General features: G+C 49.9%; 13 protein-coding genes. 11 read left to right on the top strand and 2 right to left on the bottom strand.

Annotated elements, in window-relative coordinates; all coding sequences use genetic code 11:
* Window positions 1–16 precede the first annotated feature (16 nt).
* Window positions 17–1,822 carry a DNA helicase RecQ gene (gene recQ / locus YC6258_RS21625; RefSeq protein WP_044618759.1) on the bottom strand — a complete coding sequence of 602 codons (1,806 nt, stop codon included), beginning with the start codon at window positions 1,820–1,822 and terminating at the stop codon, window positions 17–19.
* A 148-nt stretch (window positions 1,823–1,970) separates the two neighbouring features.
* Between recQ and YC6258_RS21615 the strand changes: the two genes are divergently transcribed.
* Window positions 1,971–2,927, top strand: a complete 957-nt coding sequence (locus YC6258_RS21615) for a DUF3014 domain-containing protein (RefSeq protein ID WP_169749007.1) — start codon at window positions 1,971–1,973, stop codon at window positions 2,925–2,927.
* Window positions 2,928–2,946: 19 nt separating this feature from the next.
* Here the strand turns inward: YC6258_RS21615 and YC6258_RS21610 are convergent, their stop codons facing one another.
* Window positions 2,947–4,179 (bottom strand): MFS transporter, encoded by a 1,233-nt coding sequence (locus YC6258_RS21610; protein ID WP_245626978.1) that lies wholly within the window; start codon window positions 4,177–4,179, stop codon window positions 2,947–2,949.
* Between the two features lie 299 nt (window positions 4,180–4,478).
* On the opposite strand from YC6258_RS21610, the gene djlA reads away from it, so the two are divergent.
* The 10 genes from djlA (at window position 4,479) to YC6258_RS21560 (ending at window position 15,157) form a co-directional block, all read left to right on the top strand.
* Window positions 4,479–5,288: a co-chaperone DjlA gene (gene djlA / locus YC6258_RS21605; RefSeq protein WP_044618755.1), complete on the top strand. Its 810-nt coding sequence runs from the start codon at window positions 4,479–4,481 to the stop codon at window positions 5,286–5,288.
* A 229-nt stretch (window positions 5,289–5,517) separates the two neighbouring features.
* Complete coding sequence (gene nhaD, locus YC6258_RS21600; protein WP_211264570.1) at window positions 5,518–6,771, top strand: sodium:proton antiporter NhaD; 1,254 nt, start codon at window positions 5,518–5,520, stop codon at window positions 6,769–6,771.
* Window positions 6,772–6,997: 226 nt separating this feature from the next.
* Window positions 6,998–7,321 (top strand): HesB/IscA family protein, encoded by a 324-nt coding sequence (locus tag YC6258_RS21595; RefSeq protein WP_044618753.1) that lies wholly within the window; start codon window positions 6,998–7,000, stop codon window positions 7,319–7,321.
* Between the two features lie 110 nt (window positions 7,322–7,431).
* Window positions 7,432–8,343: a Fe-S cluster assembly protein NifU gene (nifU, locus tag YC6258_RS21590; RefSeq protein WP_044618752.1), complete on the top strand. Its 912-nt coding sequence runs from the start codon at window positions 7,432–7,434 to the stop codon at window positions 8,341–8,343.
* Window positions 8,344–8,345: 2 nt separating this feature from the next.
* On the top strand, window positions 8,346–9,554 hold the full coding sequence (gene nifS / locus YC6258_RS21585; RefSeq protein WP_044618751.1) for a cysteine desulfurase NifS: 1,209 nt from the start codon (window positions 8,346–8,348) through the stop codon (window positions 9,552–9,554).
* A gap of 155 nt (window positions 9,555–9,709) precedes the next feature.
* On the top strand, window positions 9,710–10,072 hold the full coding sequence (locus YC6258_RS21580) for a DUF1304 domain-containing protein (protein ID WP_044618750.1): 363 nt from the start codon (window positions 9,710–9,712) through the stop codon (window positions 10,070–10,072).
* Between the two features lie 212 nt (window positions 10,073–10,284).
* Window positions 10,285–11,805 (top strand): ABC transporter ATP-binding protein, encoded by a 1,521-nt coding sequence (locus YC6258_RS21575; protein WP_211264569.1) that lies wholly within the window; start codon window positions 10,285–10,287, stop codon window positions 11,803–11,805.
* Window positions 11,802–12,887 (top strand): ABC transporter permease, encoded by a 1,086-nt coding sequence (locus tag YC6258_RS21570; RefSeq protein ID WP_044618748.1) that lies wholly within the window; start codon window positions 11,802–11,804, stop codon window positions 12,885–12,887. The genes YC6258_RS21575 and YC6258_RS21570 overlap by 4 nt, the downstream gene beginning before the upstream one ends.
* Window positions 12,877–13,809: an ABC transporter permease gene (locus YC6258_RS21565; RefSeq protein ID WP_044618747.1), complete on the top strand. Its 933-nt coding sequence runs from the start codon at window positions 12,877–12,879 to the stop codon at window positions 13,807–13,809. Before YC6258_RS21570 ends, YC6258_RS21565 begins: the two co-directional genes overlap by 11 nt.
* 274 nt (window positions 13,810–14,083) lie before the next feature.
* On the top strand, window positions 14,084–15,157 hold the full coding sequence (locus tag YC6258_RS21560) for a BMP family ABC transporter substrate-binding protein (RefSeq protein WP_211264568.1): 1,074 nt from the start codon (window positions 14,084–14,086) through the stop codon (window positions 15,155–15,157).
* Window positions 15,158–15,457 lie beyond the last annotated feature (300 nt).

The raw sequence follows: 15,457 nt of genomic DNA, 5'->3' as shown, positions 1-15,457 counted from the left end.
ACACTACGTTACAGAATTATTCAGCATGCTCCCGCAAAACCTCCAGAAACGCATCGCCGAATTTTTCCAGCTTGGATTCGCCCACACCGGAAATGCCCAGTAACTGGTCGGCTGTTTCGGGACGATATTCCATCATTTCCATTAGGGTTGCATCGTGGAAGACCATATACGGAGCGATGCCGAATTCGTCGGCCAGGGTTTTCCGGCAGGCCCGCAACGCCTGCCAGAGTTCGCGATCATTGTCACTGACTTCGTTGTAGCGGGAGGTTTTGGTTTTTCGCATATTTTCAGGTTTGGAGTCAATATCTTCACGCAAAAACAGCTGTATTTCGCCCCGTAATAACGGGCGGGATCTTTCCATCAGACTGATGGCACCGTATTGATCCGCGTCGGAATGAATAAATCCTTTGACCAGTAGCTGTCGGACAATAGAGCGCCATTTTTGCTCACTGAGTTGTGCACCAATGTTAAATACACTTAAGTGGTTATGGCCGAGATCCTTCATGCGTTCATTCATTTTTCCCCGCAGCACATCGATAACGTGTCCGGCACCGAAGCGCTGGCCGGTGCGATAGATACACGATAACAGCTTGCGCGCCGGTTCAGTGGCATCCCAGGTTTTGGGGGGTGTCAGACAGGTATCGCAATTGCCGCAGTCGGTCTCGTGTTGTTCACCAAAATAGGCCAGCAGAGAGCGACGCCGGCAACTGGTTTCCTCGCACCATCCCAGCAAGGCTTCAAGTTTGGCTTTTTCATTGCGTTTGAAGATTTCATGAGCTTCGCTGCGGTCCACCATCTGACTCAAGTGCATGACATCATTGAGGCCGTAGACCATCCAGGCTTCGGCGGGTTCGCCATCACGACCGGCGCGGCCGGTTTCCTGATAGTAAGCCTCCATACTTTTGGGCAGATCGAGATGCGCCACAAAGCGTACATCGGGCTTATCGATGCCCATCCCAAAGGCAATGGTGGCCACCATGATGATCTCCTCTTCGCGCAGAAAACGGGTCAGATGATGAGCCCGTAACTCGGTTGGCAGTCCGGCATGATACGGCAGTGCATTCAACCCACGGCTTTGCAGCCATTCGCTGGTCGCCTCGACTTTCTTCCGCGACAGACAATAGATGATGCCTGAGTTGCCCCGTTGGGTGGCCAGAAATTTGATCAGCTGCTTGCGGCCGTCCTGTTTGGCCTGAACCGAGTAACGAATGTTCGGTCGGTCAAAACTGCTGACAAACTGCTTTGGGGCATTGAGCTCAAGACGCTGAACAATTTCTTCCTGAGTCCGGGGGGTGGCAGTGGCGGTCAGGGCTATTCTTGGCACCCCGGGGAAAGCCTCGCGCAATTGATTCAATTGCAGATAATCGGCCCGGAAGTCATGACCCCATTGGCTGACACAGTGCGCTTCATCAATGGCAATCAGAGAGATCTGAAACTGTTGCAGCCACTGTAATGTGCCAGGTTGCAGCAGCCGCTCCGGAGCGATATAGAGCAGGTCTATGTTTCCCTGGCGCAGATCATACGCGACGGTGCGTCGTTCGTCCGCGCTTAGCGTCGAGTTCAGGAATGCTGCTTTGATGCCCAGTTGCGTTAATGTGGAAACCTGATCCTGCATCAGGGCGATCAACGGTGACACGATAATGCCCAGACCTGGGCGTATCAGTGCCGGGATCTGATAACACAGGCTTTTGCCGCCACCGGTTGGCATCAGAACCAGCACATCCTCACCGGCCAGCGCGGATTCGATGATATGCTGCTGTTGACCGCGAAAGGCTGAATAGCCATAAGTGTGTTCGAGAAGATATAAAGCCTGTTGGAGCATTGCCTGAAATTTACCAGCGTAAAAACTCTGTAGAATACCTGAATCCCTTGGAAGGCAGTACCGCTTTACCTTAGTATTGAACGATCTCTGTACATATCCGGTCAGAACGTGGAGTCGCAGTCTTATGATAAAAAAAGGCCAGTCAGTTATGTTAAATCGTCGGAATCAGCAGGGTCGGGTTCCGCTGATTTATATCATGATTTTGTTGATTATTATTCTGGCCATCGTGATTGCCGGTTTTGTATCCAGCAGTTTCTTCAGCAACCTGGTTCGCGATAATGACTCTGTTACGTCGGTCGAAACCATCCCTGTTCCGGACACGCCTTCCAATGTCAGCCCCAACGGGCCATCCACGTCGTCAGGTCAGACGACCAATCAAGCCAGCACCGCAGAGACTCTGGATCCGGATTTTAATGAGCAATTGGCAGAACAATCCGAAGAATCAGGGCAACCCACCAAAGTTGCTGAACCAGTAACCCTGGCAACCATTGACGACCTGGGTACTGACGGTGAGCCGCCAAAGGCTGAGGTAATTCAGGAGCGGGCCAGAGAATTATATAACGACGAGCCTTCGGCAGACCTGATCACTCAATGGGTACTGACTGATAATCTGGTGTCTCGTTTTGTGTCAGTGATCAACGGTATTGCCGAGCATGATCTCGTTTATCGGCAAATGGTGGTGCCTACGCCCAGAAGTAACTTTATTGCCCGGGAAACATCTGCTGGGCTCGCCATCAGCGAGAACAACTATGCTCGTTATGTCACCTATATCGATATGATTTCCAACCTCAAAACCTCAACACTGGTGGCCACCTATAAGGTTTACCTGCCGCGATTCGAAGAAGAGTTTTCGTTGCTGGGCTATGGCAATATCTCGTTCGCATCACGTACCCGGCAGGCATTACAGGTATTGCTGGACACCAACCCGATTGAACAGACCAACTACTACCTGAAACCCCAGGATGCTTATGGCCGATATGAATTCCTGGATGAAGGAAATGAAGCTCAGGACCCGATCCAGAAGCTGTATGTTCGTATGGGTAAAGCCAACGAGATGCGGCTGAAACGCAAGATTGCTGACATCATGGCTGCGTTGAATCAGTAAGACGAACTCCCGGCAATGTTCATCGACGGGGTATGGCGATCCGGCGGTGATAGGAAAACAAGCTCAATATCGTACTGATCAGGGCGTATGTTCCCAGGGCCGTCAGTAATTGATTGGCGGTCATTCCGTGATCAATCAGAAAACCCAGCAGTATCGGCGAAGCCGACGTACTCAAAATAATCAGGGATGTTATGAGCGAGCGGATACTGCCCAGATTGGCAGTGCCGTAAACCTCTGCCCACATGGAACCGACGACCGATCCCATCATACTCATGCCCAGGCCCATCATGATCATCATGACAAACGCCATGTAGACGTGATTCAGTGAGCCGGTCAGGATCAGGCCAATGGCAAAAGGAACACCCAGAAAACTGAATAAACGGGTGGCGCTGTAGCGATCAATCAGTGGTCCTGTGACAAATGATGCACACCAGTGTATGACCCCATAGACGGTAAACGTCAGCGCAAACAATGTGCTCGACCAGTGTTTTTGTTCCAGAATAAAACCCTGGTGAATGAATATCCCGGTGACGGAAAACGGCGGCATCAACACCAGCGGCAGTGCACACCAGAAACGCCGGTCAGTCAGCAGTGTCCGCCGGGAGCCGTCGGCCTGACCTGCTGCTGTGTGGGAGTACGTGGTCTGTTCAGCTTCCGCCGGACCGGATATTTTCAGCAGCCACAGCGCCATCGGCAGAAACAGCAATGGAACCGTGATGGCCACTACCAGCCAGGTATGTTGCCAGCCAATGGCTGCGATCAGCGCTACCGCGATTGCCGGCAATAATGCTTCTCCGAGCGGCACGCCGTTTGATGAAATACTCAATGCCTTGCCGCGATTGCTGGAAAAGTATTTTGACATGGCGGTGCCAGAGGTATGGGGTAACAAGCCCTGGCCAAAAAACCGCAACATAAAAAATGCCAGTAACAGCATACTGACACTCTGGACCTGAGACATGAACAGCGCAGCCAGGAATAGCCCTGTGCTGGACAACAGGACGAAATGCTGGATTTTGATTTTATCAATCAGCCCTCCCAGTATCATGATGGAAAGGCCGCTGATAACCGTGGCGGCAGAGTAAGTCAGCCCATAAGTGGTGGCTGTCAGGTTGAGCTCCCGCTGGATGGCGGCTCCAAACCAGCTGATAAAAAAAGACTGACCGAAATTACCCCAAAAAACCGTAATAAGTCCGAAACCCAGCATTGGCCAGTAACGCCGGATCAATGACACGTAATTTAATGAAACCGCCACGAAGAGATTACCCTTATATCGATTGTCAGGTTTCGGTTTTAACAGCCTCATGGTTTTTCAGCAAGCAGAGCCAGGTGGTTTATCTGATGAATAAGCAGAAGTACTGGCAGCCGTCATAATGAGTCGGATTTAGATCGGGTTTTAAAAAGATGTTTGCATCCTCACCTCATTAATTTTGTGTGGAGAATGAAAAATTTTGCTGCTTTCAAGGGATTATCCCTGGCATTAATGGGTAAGATATAGGCCGCCGGGAGGATCCGGCATGACTCAATGTAGGGCTTGCAGACGAGAGGTATCAGATGAGCTGGTGGGGAAAAATAGTAGGTGGTGCTTTTGGCTTTTTGGTGGGAGGACCAATAGGTGCATTGCTGGGAGTGGTGTTTGGGCATAACGTTGATGTGGGTGCCAAACACTTTACCAATATAGACGGGCCTGACCTTTCTCCAGGAGAACAGGAACGAGTACAGATGGCTTTTTTCACTGCGACGTTTTCGGTGATGGGCGCGGTGGCCAAGGCGGATGGCCGGGTATCCAAAAATGAAATTGCCATGGCTGAGACGGTGATGCAGCAGATGAACCTGTCTGCAGAGATGCGCCAGGCTGCCCAAAAGCTGTTCTACAAAGGCAAGGAGTCGGATTTTCCCCTTGAAGATGTGATGAAACAGTTACGCAGTGAATGTGGCCGGCGCGCAAATCTGATGCGCATGTTCATGGAGATTCAGGTTCAGGCGGCGTATGCCGATGGTGTATTACACCCGAGTGAAGATGCATTGTTGTTGCGCTTATGTGAGTTGCTGGGGTTTCACGAAGATGTATATCGCCAGATTGAAGCACTGGTGAAAGCGGCTATCGGCATCGGCGGTGATTACCAGCATTCCGGCCATCGGGCCGCACGGGCAGAGCAGTCCATGTCCCGGAAGGAGGCGTTTGAACTGCTGGGTATAGGGTCAGACAGTTCACAGGCCGAAATCAAGAAGGCATATCGACGGTTAATGAGCCAACATCATCCCGACAAACTGGTTGCCAAAGGGTTGCCCGAGGAAATGGTCAAGCTGGCCACAGAAAAAACCCAGAAAATTCGCGAGGCCTATGAACTGGTGAGGAACTAATCACCGGAAATCATCAAGAGTTCAGGGTATCGTCAAATCAAGTGGAAACCATTACAAAGTAACGGCTGTAGCCATTGGATATGATCGATGGGGTGATAAGGAAAAAAATAGTAATTATTCCCTGTCACCCGTCGCATGTTGCTGGTAAAGCCGGTATCATCCCGCTTCCAATTTTCCTTGACTTGCGTCAAACCTCCTTTAAATCTGAACACATAAGCGATTAATTTCAATGTTGAATATTATTCTGGTTGCTCTTGCAGTTGTCGCCTTGCTGGGTGTAGTGCTGGAAGAAAAAATTCATATCAACAAAGCAAAGACAACGTTATTCGTAGGGACTATCTCCTGGATCATTCTGTTTATCAGTTCCTCCGGAACGGAAGGTCATGAGTCAGTTATCGATGCTCTGGGTGAGAATATTGCCGAAATTGCCAGCCTTTGGTTGTTCCTGCTGGCGGCCATGACGTTCGTCGCTTACCTGAATAAAAAAGGGATGATCGAAAACATGATATACATCATCCTGCCCAACCGGATCAGCGAGCGGGCGTTGATGTTTCTGGTGGCAATATTCTGCTTTGTATTCTCCTCGCTGGCTGACAACATCACCGCGACATTGGTTTCCATGGCATTGATTTTGTCGTTGCGATTGTCCGATAAGAAAACCATCAAGTTTGCTACCCTGGTGGTTTTTTCGGTCAACTCGGGTGGGGTGTCATTGATCACCGGTGATGTGACCACGCTGATGGTCTTCCTGGCCGGCAAGGTATCCATTATTGATTTGCTCTATCTGATTGCGCCTGCTCTGGCGGCAGTCATGGTTCTGGCCGTGGCGTTGTCCATGACCGCATCGAGTGAAACCATTGAGATCAGTCGCAGTCACTCCAAAGAAGTGCGCCAGGTGGATATGCTGATCGGCATCACCTTCCTGTGTACGATTGTCGGTACGATCCTGCTGAATATTTTCTTCCAGATTCCACCGGTGCTGACCTTCCTGACCGGATTGTCGTTGATGTTCCTGATTGCCCGTTTCTTCAATGAAGACATCGATGAAGATCCGATCATGGAATATATCCGTATTATTGAGTTTGAAACCCTGATGTTCTTCCTGGGGGTTTTGATGATTGTTGGAGTGCTGAAAGAAATTCATGTGCTCAACAGTCTGGTACAGATTTACCACGTATTGCCGCCATTCGCTGCGAACTACCTGATGGGGCTGTTGTCTGCTGCGATTGATAACGTGCCGTTGACAGCCGCATTGTTAAAAGCCGGTATCGATATGGCCAAACCAGAGTGGATGGTATTAACGTACTCTGTTGGAGTCGGTGGATCCCTGTTGGTCATTGGTTCAGCGGCGGGTGTAGTGGCCATGAGTAAAGTGAAGGGGCTGACGTTCGGGGCATACATTCGCTATTTCCCGCTGTTGTTGCTCTCTTACACGCTTGGATGTCTGGCAGTGTATGGTATGGGACAGCTGGTGTTCACCTGACCGTAATAGCCATGACACAGGGATGTGTCATGGTTTCATCTCTTCTGCAGTCTGTCGTAAATGTGACAAAGCCGATTTAGTTGATCTAAATCAAACAACACTCCTTCCTCTGTTTAAGTCCGAAAAACAATCAAAATCAATCGCTTAGCGATTAAATTCCCCATGGCACAGGCGTTGCAGTTTTCATCTGTGACGAGAACGCAGACTTTTTCCAGGGGAAAGCGACATGATCAATATGACAGATAACGCAATCGCGGCGGTCAGCCGTTTCATTGCATCCTCGACCAAACCTGTCCTGGGGTTACGCATTCGTGTTGAAGGCGGAGGATGTTCCGGCTTTCAGTACGGTATGAAGCTGGAAGAGCAGGCAACCAATGAAGATGAGATTTTTGAAGTATCCGGATTGAAAATGCTGGTGGACGCAAACAGCCTGCCATTGATCGAGGGCGTGATCATCGATTATGTCGAATCCATGGAAGCCAGTGGCTTTAAGTTTGAAAACCCTAACGCCAGTAACAGTTGTGGATGCGGTAAATCGTTTTCCTGTTAACGGTATTTATCTGGCCCTGTCCATTGGCTGCCAAACCATGGCAGGGCCGTACCGAATCCAACCCATCGTCTGAAGTCGCTGGGCCAGAAAGAGATTGAGGAGAGGCAAGCATGTGGGATTATTCTGAAAAAGTTAAAGAGCATTTTTTTGATCCGAGAAATGCCGGCGCCGTTGAGGGTGCCAATGGAATTGGGGATGTGGGGTCATTAAGCTGCGGTGATGCTTTGCGGCTGACCCTGAAAATCAATCCCGAAAACGAAGTGATTGAGGCAGCCGGATTCCAGACATTTGGTTGTGGGTCGGCCATTGCTTCCTCTTCTGCGCTGACGGAGATCATCAAGGGCATGACGATCGATGAGGCACTCAAGGTGACCAATCAGGACATCGCCGACTATCTCGATGGTTTACCGCCGGAAAAAATGCATTGTTCGGTCATGGGACGCGAAGCTCTGCAGGCCGCCGTGGCCAATTATCGCGGCGAAGAGTGGAGCGACGATCACGAAGAAGGCGCATTGATTTGTAAGTGCTTTGCCATTGACGAAGTGATGATTGAGGAAACCATTCGCGCTAACCATCTTTCCACGGTCGAAGAAGTGACCAACTACACCAAAGCCGGTGGCGGTTGTGCAGCCTGCCACGAAGGCATTGAGGGAGTGCTGGCCAAAGTACTGGCAGAGCGCGGTGAAACCTTTGTACCGGCAGGTGTTGGAGCATTGCCAAAGCGTCATAAACCTGCTGTTGCAGCTGCCGCTACCGGTGCCATGACCAGTTTACAGCGCATCCGCAAAATCGAAGCGGTACTGGATGACGTTCGGCCCAATCTTCGCCGTGACGGTGGGGATGTGGAGTTGGTGGAAGTGATGGACAAAAACATCTACGTCCATCTCACCGGCGCTTGTAGTGGTTGTCAGATGGCGGCGCTGACCTTGAGCGGGATACAACAAAAGCTGATGGAAGCGCTGGGAGAGTTTGTGAAAGTGATTCCGGATTCTGAAATGCCTGTTGCGCTGGCGGGGGTGTAGTCATGGCTGATATTTATCTTGATAACAATGCCACCACCCGGGTTGACCCGTTAGTGGTTGAGGCCATGCTACCGTATTTTTCTGAGCAGTTTGGCAATCCTTCGTCGCTGCACAGTTTTGGCAATAAAGTCGGCTTCGCGATTAAGCAGGCAAGAAAACAGATTCAGCAGCTGATCGGCGCAGAACATGAATCAGAAATTATCTTTACCTCCTGTGGTACAGAATCTGATACCACAGCCATTATGTCTGCTCTGGCAGCACAGCCGGAACGTAAAGAAGTTATTACTACGGTGGTCGAGCATCCGGCAATTCTGAGTCTGGTGGACCACCTCGAAAGCGAAGGATATACCATACATCGTCTGGCAGTGGATAACAAAGGACGGTTGGATCTGGATGAATATCGAGCACGTTTGTCCGATCGTGTTGCTATCGTCAGTGTGATGTGGGCGAACAATGAAAGTGGCACTTTGTTTCCAGTGGAGAAAATGGCCGAAATGGCGGCTGATGCGGGCGTCATGTTTCATACCGATGCCGTTCAGGCGGCTGGGAAAATTGCTATTAATGTCGCTGAAAGTGACATCCACATGTTATCCATTTCCGGCCATAAGCTGCATGCCCCCAAGGGTATCGGTGTGCTGTATTTGAAGCGTGGGACGCGTTTTCGCCCTTATCTGCGTGGTGGTCATCAGGAACGAGGGCGTCGTGCCGGTACCGAAAATACCGCCAGTATTATTGGCCTTGGTAAGGCCGCTGAGCTTGCCATGATTCATATGGAAACCGAGAACACTGAGGTCCGGGCTATGCGTGATCGCCTGGAACAGGGGTTGCTGTCAGCTATCCCTTACAGCTTTGTGACGGGTGACCCTGACAATCGATTGCCCAATACGGTCAGCATTGCCTTTGAATATATCGAAGGCGAAGCCATCCTGTTGTTACTCAATAAGATGGGAATTGCTGCATCGAGTGGCTCAGCCTGTACTTCCGGTTCTCTGGAACCCAGTCATGTGATGCGGGCTATGGGAATACCTTATACCGCCGCTCATGGAACCGTGCGGTTTTCCCTGTCCCGCTATAACACGATGGCAGAAGTTGAGCGGGTGATTGAAGCGGTTCCTCCTATTGTTGCCAAACTGCGGAAGTTATCACCCTATTGGGGAGCCAATGGGCCGATTGCAGAACAAGGACAGGAGTTTGCACCCGCCTACGGCTGAGACGATTCCGAGATTTCCCACACCTTTACGTGTCTTTTGGTCTGCAGTATTGCAGACCCTTTCTACTTCAATGAACAAAAACGATTAAATACTGGCGGTTTACTGTTGGCTCGGATTAACATGCCGGCTTTATATCTGCCAGGTAAGGATTGTTGATGACTATTGCCATTTCAGTATTGGTTGCTCTGATTGCCCTCCAGCATGTGTTGTTTCTGTTGGTGGAAATGTTTCTATGGAATAAACCCTTTGGCCGGAAAATGTTTGGTTTACAGGAACAGTTTGCCAATGACACCAAAGCACTTGCTGCCAATCAGGGGCTGTATAACGGTTTTCTGGCTGCGGGCCTGTTTTGGAGTTTAGTGGCAGGATCACCAATGGCCACGTCCCTGAGTGTTTTCTTTCTTGGCTGTGTTGCCGTTGCTGGTGTGTTTGGTGGGTTAACAGCTAATATCCGTATTATTTGGGTACAGGCACTGCCAGCATTAGTTACTTTGCTACTGATTTGGTTCCGACCATAAAAATTGACTGATTGGTCAGAAAATCATGATGTTTTCGCATCATGATTTCCAATTCGGTGCGCGAATAAATTTTATCGCCCGCTTTTTGTGCTAGACCCTCTTGAGTGTATACAATACCCCTCCTGTTTATAGCCTACTGACCATATGGTCAGAGAATTGCTAAGAAGCCATTTCAACGCTATTCGCTCAACTGAATTAATGAGAATCATATAGTGCAAGGTCACCATCCCAGACTTAGTCTTTGGAATATCACCAAGAGATATCCCGGATGTATCGCCAATCAAAGTGTTTCTTTATCCGTTCAGCCCGGTGAAATCCATGCTTTGCTTGGAGAGAACGGTGCTGGCAAAAGCACGCTGATGAAAATCATCTATGGAGTCACCCATGCCGATGAAGGTTCAATCATCTGGGAAGGAAAAGAGGTGGATATTCATGCGCCTACGGATGCCCGGAAATTGGGCATTGGTATGGTATTTCAACATTTTTCCCTGTTTGAAACACTTTCCGTTGCCGAAAATATAGCCCTGGCCTATTCAGAGTCCAGCCTGACGATTGGCGAACTCAGCGAAAAAATACTTACTGTCAGCCAACGCTATGGTATGCCTTTGGAGCCTGATCGGCTGGTTCATACTTTATCGGTAGGTGAACGTCAGCGGTTGGAGATTATTCGCTGTCTGATTCAGGACGTTAAACTGTTGATTCTTGATGAGCCGACTTCAGTACTGACGCCCCAGGAGGCCGATTCTCTGTTTGACGTGCTCAGAGCGCTTGCCGCCGAAGGCTGCTCAATTCTGTTTATCAGTCACAAACTCAACGAAGTCAAAGCGCTATGTCATAAGGCTTCGGTATTGCGCCAGGGACAAAATGTCGGAGAAGCTGATGTGGCGACGGCTACCGTTAATGAACTGGCCAGTCTGATGGTGGGGGCACAGACCCAGCTGGAACGTGAATATGAAAAACGTCTGGGTTCAGAAACGCTACTGGCGTTGCAGGGATTATCCCATGTATCCGATGATCCGTTTGGTGTCAGCCTCAAGAATCTGAATATGGAAATCCGGGCCGGGGAAATCCTGGGTATCGCCGGTGTGGCCGGTAACGGCCAGGAAGAGTTGTTCAGTATTTTGTCCGGAGAAATGCTGTGTCAGCAGCCGCAACAGTTAACCATTAACGGCCGGGCCATAGGCAGATTGAACCCGGCACAGCGACGCTCCTTCGGCATGGCCTATGTTCCACCTGAGCGCAATGGCCGTGGTGCCATTCCTGAATTCTCATTGGAGGAAAATGGTCTGCTGACATCACCGATGACCGGTCCGGCCGGCTGGCTGAAACTGAAACAGATTCGTCAGTTTGCCAATCAGGTGATTTCCACGTTCGGTGTAAAGTGCCATCACTCACGTTCTCCGGCATCGAGTTTGTCCGGTGGTAATCTGCAAAAATTTATTATTGGTCGGGAAATTCTTCAGCAACCCAAGGTACTGATCGCTGCACATCCGACCTGGGGTGTTGATTTCGGTTCCGCGAAAACCATCCATGAAGCGTTGATTGAGTTGCGAAATAATGGGGCAGCTGTGGTGATTATTTCTGAAGATCTGGATGAGCTGTTTCAGATCAGTGATCGGATGTCGGCATTGTTCCATGGCCGGCTGGCACCGGTTAAACCGACCACTGAGGTAACCATTGATGAGGTGGGCCGCTGGATGGCCGGTGTATTTGATCAGGAGCAGGCAGCATGAGTTTGAAAATTGAAAGACGCCCTGAACCTTCTGAACTGATGCGCTGGTTGTCACCGGTACTGGCGATAGCCGGTACGTTGATCGTATCCGCTATATTTTTTGCGTTGCTGGGCAAATCACCGCAAGCCGTGTTTTATAACTTTTTCGTCGCCCCGGTTCAGGACATCTATGGCGTGACCGAACTGGCTGTCAAAGTGGCACCGCTGTTGATGTGTGCCGCCGGCCTGGTGATTTGTTACAAAGCCAACATCTGGAATATCGGCGCTGAGGGGCAATTTGTATTCGGCGGCCTGATTGGTGGCTGGGTCGGGCTGCAGTTTCTGGAGACCAGCTCATACTGGGCCATCGTTCCGGTTATGTTGTCCGGCATGTTGGCGGGCGCATGTTGGGCCGGTATTGCTGCACTGTTAAAAGTACATTTCAACACCAATGAAATTCTGACCACGATTATGCTGAACTACGTGGCGCTCAATCTGTTGCAGTATGCCGTTCACGGACCGCTGCGTGATCCGGCCGGATTTAACTTTCCCGAGTCGGCCATGCTGTCATCCATGACTGCCATGCCGGTGATATGGCCCAATACCCGTGTGCATCTGGGCATTGTGATTGCGCTGTTATGCTGCCTTTTAATTTGGGTGGTACTGTCACGTCTGCATCTGGGTTTCCGTATTCGGGTACGTGGTGCCGATGAACATGCCGCCCGGTTTGCAGGTTTCAGTGCCAGGTCGTTGACCTGGGTATGTTTGTTGGCCAGTGGTGGCTTGGCTGGACTTGCTGGCGTGATTGAAGTAACCGGACCTATCGGCCAGCTAATTCCAACGATCTCTCCCGGATATGGCTATGCTGCCATTATCGTCGCATTTCTGGGGCGTCTGAATCCGGTGGGAATTATTCTCTCCAGCATCATGATGGGATTGATTTATCTGGGTGGAGAACTGGCACAAATGAATCTCAATCTGCCTATCGCGGTGACCAGTCTGTTTCAGGGGCTGTTGCTGTTTTTCATTCTTGCGTCAGATCTGTTGGTAAGCCATCGCCTGGTGTGGGATTCGGCCAAAGGAGCGACTGTTCGTGGATCTTGATTTAATCACCAATATTTTATTTGCCATGATACGTATCGGCACTCCGTTGCTGTTGGTTGCCCTGGGGGAACTAATCTGCGAAAAATCCGGCGTTCTGAATCTTGGTCAGGAAGGCATGATGCTGATGGGGGCGGTACTCGGATTTATTGCTGCGTCGACAACAGGCAGTCTGTTTGTGGGTGTTTGTATGGCTATACTGGGTGGCGTATTAATGTCTCTGCTGTTTGGTTTTGTGGTGCAGGTACTCAATGCCAATCAGGTGGCGACCGGACTGGCGCTAACTATTTTCGGTACCGGGCTAAGCGCTTTTATCGGTTATCCCTATGTGGGCAAAACCATTACCGGCTTTGAACCAGTGAGTATTCCGCTGCTGAGCTCGATTCCGTTGATTGGCAAGCCGCTGTTTGCTCATGACGTGCTAGTGTATTTTACCTTTGCGTTGTTTTTTGCAATTTGCTGGTTCGTCTATAAATCCCGTGCCGGATTAAAACTCAAAGCCGTTGGTGAAAACCCTCACGCAGCACGTTCAATCGGCTTGCCGGTAATTCGGATTCGTTTTATGGCCATTGCTTTTGGCGGTGCCATGGCAGGTCTGGCCGGTGCCTATCTGTCCCTGGCTTATACCCCTTTGTGGGCTGAAAACATGTCCGCCGGCAGGGGCTGGATTGCGCTGGCACTGGTGGTTTTTGCTACCTGGAGACCGGAGCGTGCATTAATTGGCGCCTGGTTGTTTGGTCTGGCAAGTATTCTGCATTTGGTTTTTCAGGGATTGGGTTTCGCCGTGTCCCCCAGTTTGTTGGCGATGTTGCCGTATCTGGTGACGATTCTGGTACTGGTACTATTGTCACGTGATCCAATCAAACAGAAGTTGTTTACCCCGGCTTCTCTGGGCAAGCCATTCAGGGCAGGAGATTCGGGTTGATTTTTTTTTGTTGGATTCGTTTTTGTCCGATTAAACATGCTCGGAAGAGGCGATTCAGCAGGTGCTCCAATGACCAGTTTTGGGGCGCTCACCGTTAAGGGAACCTCTGAAAGACAGCAATAGTTTTGAAGCAGGCCAGCAAGCACCGCTCGCAAGACCACAGTTTACGGCCGTAAATGAGGAATTGAGAATGGTGCTGACAAGGTCCTGCGTGAAAACAGGCCATTTTGCAGAGGCCCACAAATATCACAAACCTATAAACAGGAGTAGTTCAATGATCCAATTGATGTCCCGCTGGCTGCTGGCGACCGTGGTTGCGCTGGCCAGTGCTTTCAGTCTTGCTGATGACCCGATGAAAGTAGGGTTTGTTTATATTGGTCCGGTTGGTGACCATGGTTGGACCTACGAACATGAACGTGGTCGTAAACTGATGCAGGAACACTTTGGTGACAAAGTGGAAACCACATTTGTGGAAAACGTACCAGAAGGTCAGGACGCGGAGCGTGTGATTCGCAGACTGGCTCAGGCGGGTAATAAAATCATATTTACCACATCGTTTGGCTATATGAATCCAACGGCTAAAGTCGCCAAACAATTCCCGAATGTTTATTTTGAACATGCTACCGGTTACAAGCGCAGCAATAACATGAGCACCTATGTTGGTCGCACTTATGAAGGGCGTTGGTTGTCTGGTACCGCTGCTGGCATGATGACCAAGACCAACGTCATTGGCTATATTGCCTCTTTCCCCATCCCGGAAGTGATCCGTGATATCGATGCTACGTATATGGCTGCCAAAGCCGTCAATCCTGATGTCAAAATCAAGATTGTCTGGGTCAGCAGCTGGTTTGATCCACCAAAAGAAGCGGATGCCGCTAATACTCTGATCGATCAGGGCGTTGATGTCATCCTTCAACACACTGACAGTCCTGCACCGGTTCAGGTGGCAGAGCGTCGTGGTGTCAAAGCAGTCGGTCAGGCATCTGATATGAGCGAGTTTGGCCCTAATGCTCATATGTTTTCGATTGTGGATAACTGGGCGCCGCATTACATCAGAACCGTTGAAGAAGTTATGAATGGCACCTGGAAACCGGAAGACTACTGGGGTGGATTCCATGATGATCTGTTGACCATCAGTTCGGTCAATAAGAATCTGCCAGAAGATGTCGTTGCCAAAATTGCTGCAGAACTGGCCAAAATAGAGTCCGGGGAACTCAAACCTTTTACCGGCCCGATCAAAGATAATACCGGTAAGGTGGTTGTGCCGGCTGGTCATTCACTGACTGATCAGGAACTGGCCGCTGTGAATTGGTATGCGGAAGGTATAGACGACACTATTCCACAATAAACCCGCAAGCCTGACAAAAAAGCCCGCTTCTGCGGGCTTTTTTCGTCTATGGACGGAGTCTCCCGATATGAGGAGCGGCGCATTTTGAGGAGTATTGAGTATCGGGGAAACAGGAAGAATGTTGCTGTATGGGTTTCTTATGTTCTCGATGATCACAAGATTCATTATCAATAGATAAGGCTTTGTCAGAAATCAGATATTTAAGCTCTTATTTGTCTACTTTTGTACTTCGACAGGTTTCTCTTTTTATTTGCAAAATCTTTGTTATTTTTTTGCAAATTTTCAAAAAAACAGCAAAAT

The sequence above is a fragment of the Gynuella sunshinyii YC6258 genome (genome assembly GCF_000940805.1).
GTDB classification, from domain to species: domain Bacteria; phylum Pseudomonadota; class Gammaproteobacteria; order Pseudomonadales; family Natronospirillaceae; genus Gynuella; species Gynuella sunshinyii.
Note: the sequence above shows the minus strand (reverse complement) of the source record. Positions and strands in the feature narration are given on the sequence as shown.

Excerpts from the sequence above, each read along its gene's own strand:
- YC6258_RS21560 (WP_211264568.1), top strand. The coding sequence starts at position 14,084 with ATGATCCAATTGATGTCCCGCTGGCTGCTGGCGACCGTGGTTGCGCTG.
- YC6258_RS21595 (WP_044618753.1), top strand. The coding sequence starts at position 6,998 with ATGATCAATATGACAGATAACGCAATCGCGGCGGTCAGCCGTTTCATT.
- YC6258_RS21615 (WP_169749007.1), top strand. The coding sequence starts at position 1,971 with ATGTTAAATCGTCGGAATCAGCAGGGTCGGGTTCCGCTGATTTATATC.
- nifS (WP_044618751.1), top strand. The coding sequence starts at position 8,346 with ATGGCTGATATTTATCTTGATAACAATGCCACCACCCGGGTTGACCCG.
- nifU (WP_044618752.1), top strand. The coding sequence starts at position 7,432 with ATGTGGGATTATTCTGAAAAAGTTAAAGAGCATTTTTTTGATCCGAGA.
- nhaD (WP_211264570.1), top strand. The coding sequence starts at position 5,518 with ATGTTGAATATTATTCTGGTTGCTCTTGCAGTTGTCGCCTTGCTGGGT.
- djlA (WP_044618755.1), top strand. The coding sequence starts at position 4,479 with ATGAGCTGGTGGGGAAAAATAGTAGGTGGTGCTTTTGGCTTTTTGGTG.
- YC6258_RS21580 (WP_044618750.1), top strand. The coding sequence starts at position 9,710 with ATGACTATTGCCATTTCAGTATTGGTTGCTCTGATTGCCCTCCAGCAT.
- recQ (WP_044618759.1), bottom strand. The coding sequence starts at position 1,822 with ATGCTCCAACAGGCTTTATATCTTCTCGAACACACTTATGGCTATTCA.
- YC6258_RS21570 (WP_044618748.1), top strand. The coding sequence starts at position 11,802 with ATGAGTTTGAAAATTGAAAGACGCCCTGAACCTTCTGAACTGATGCGC.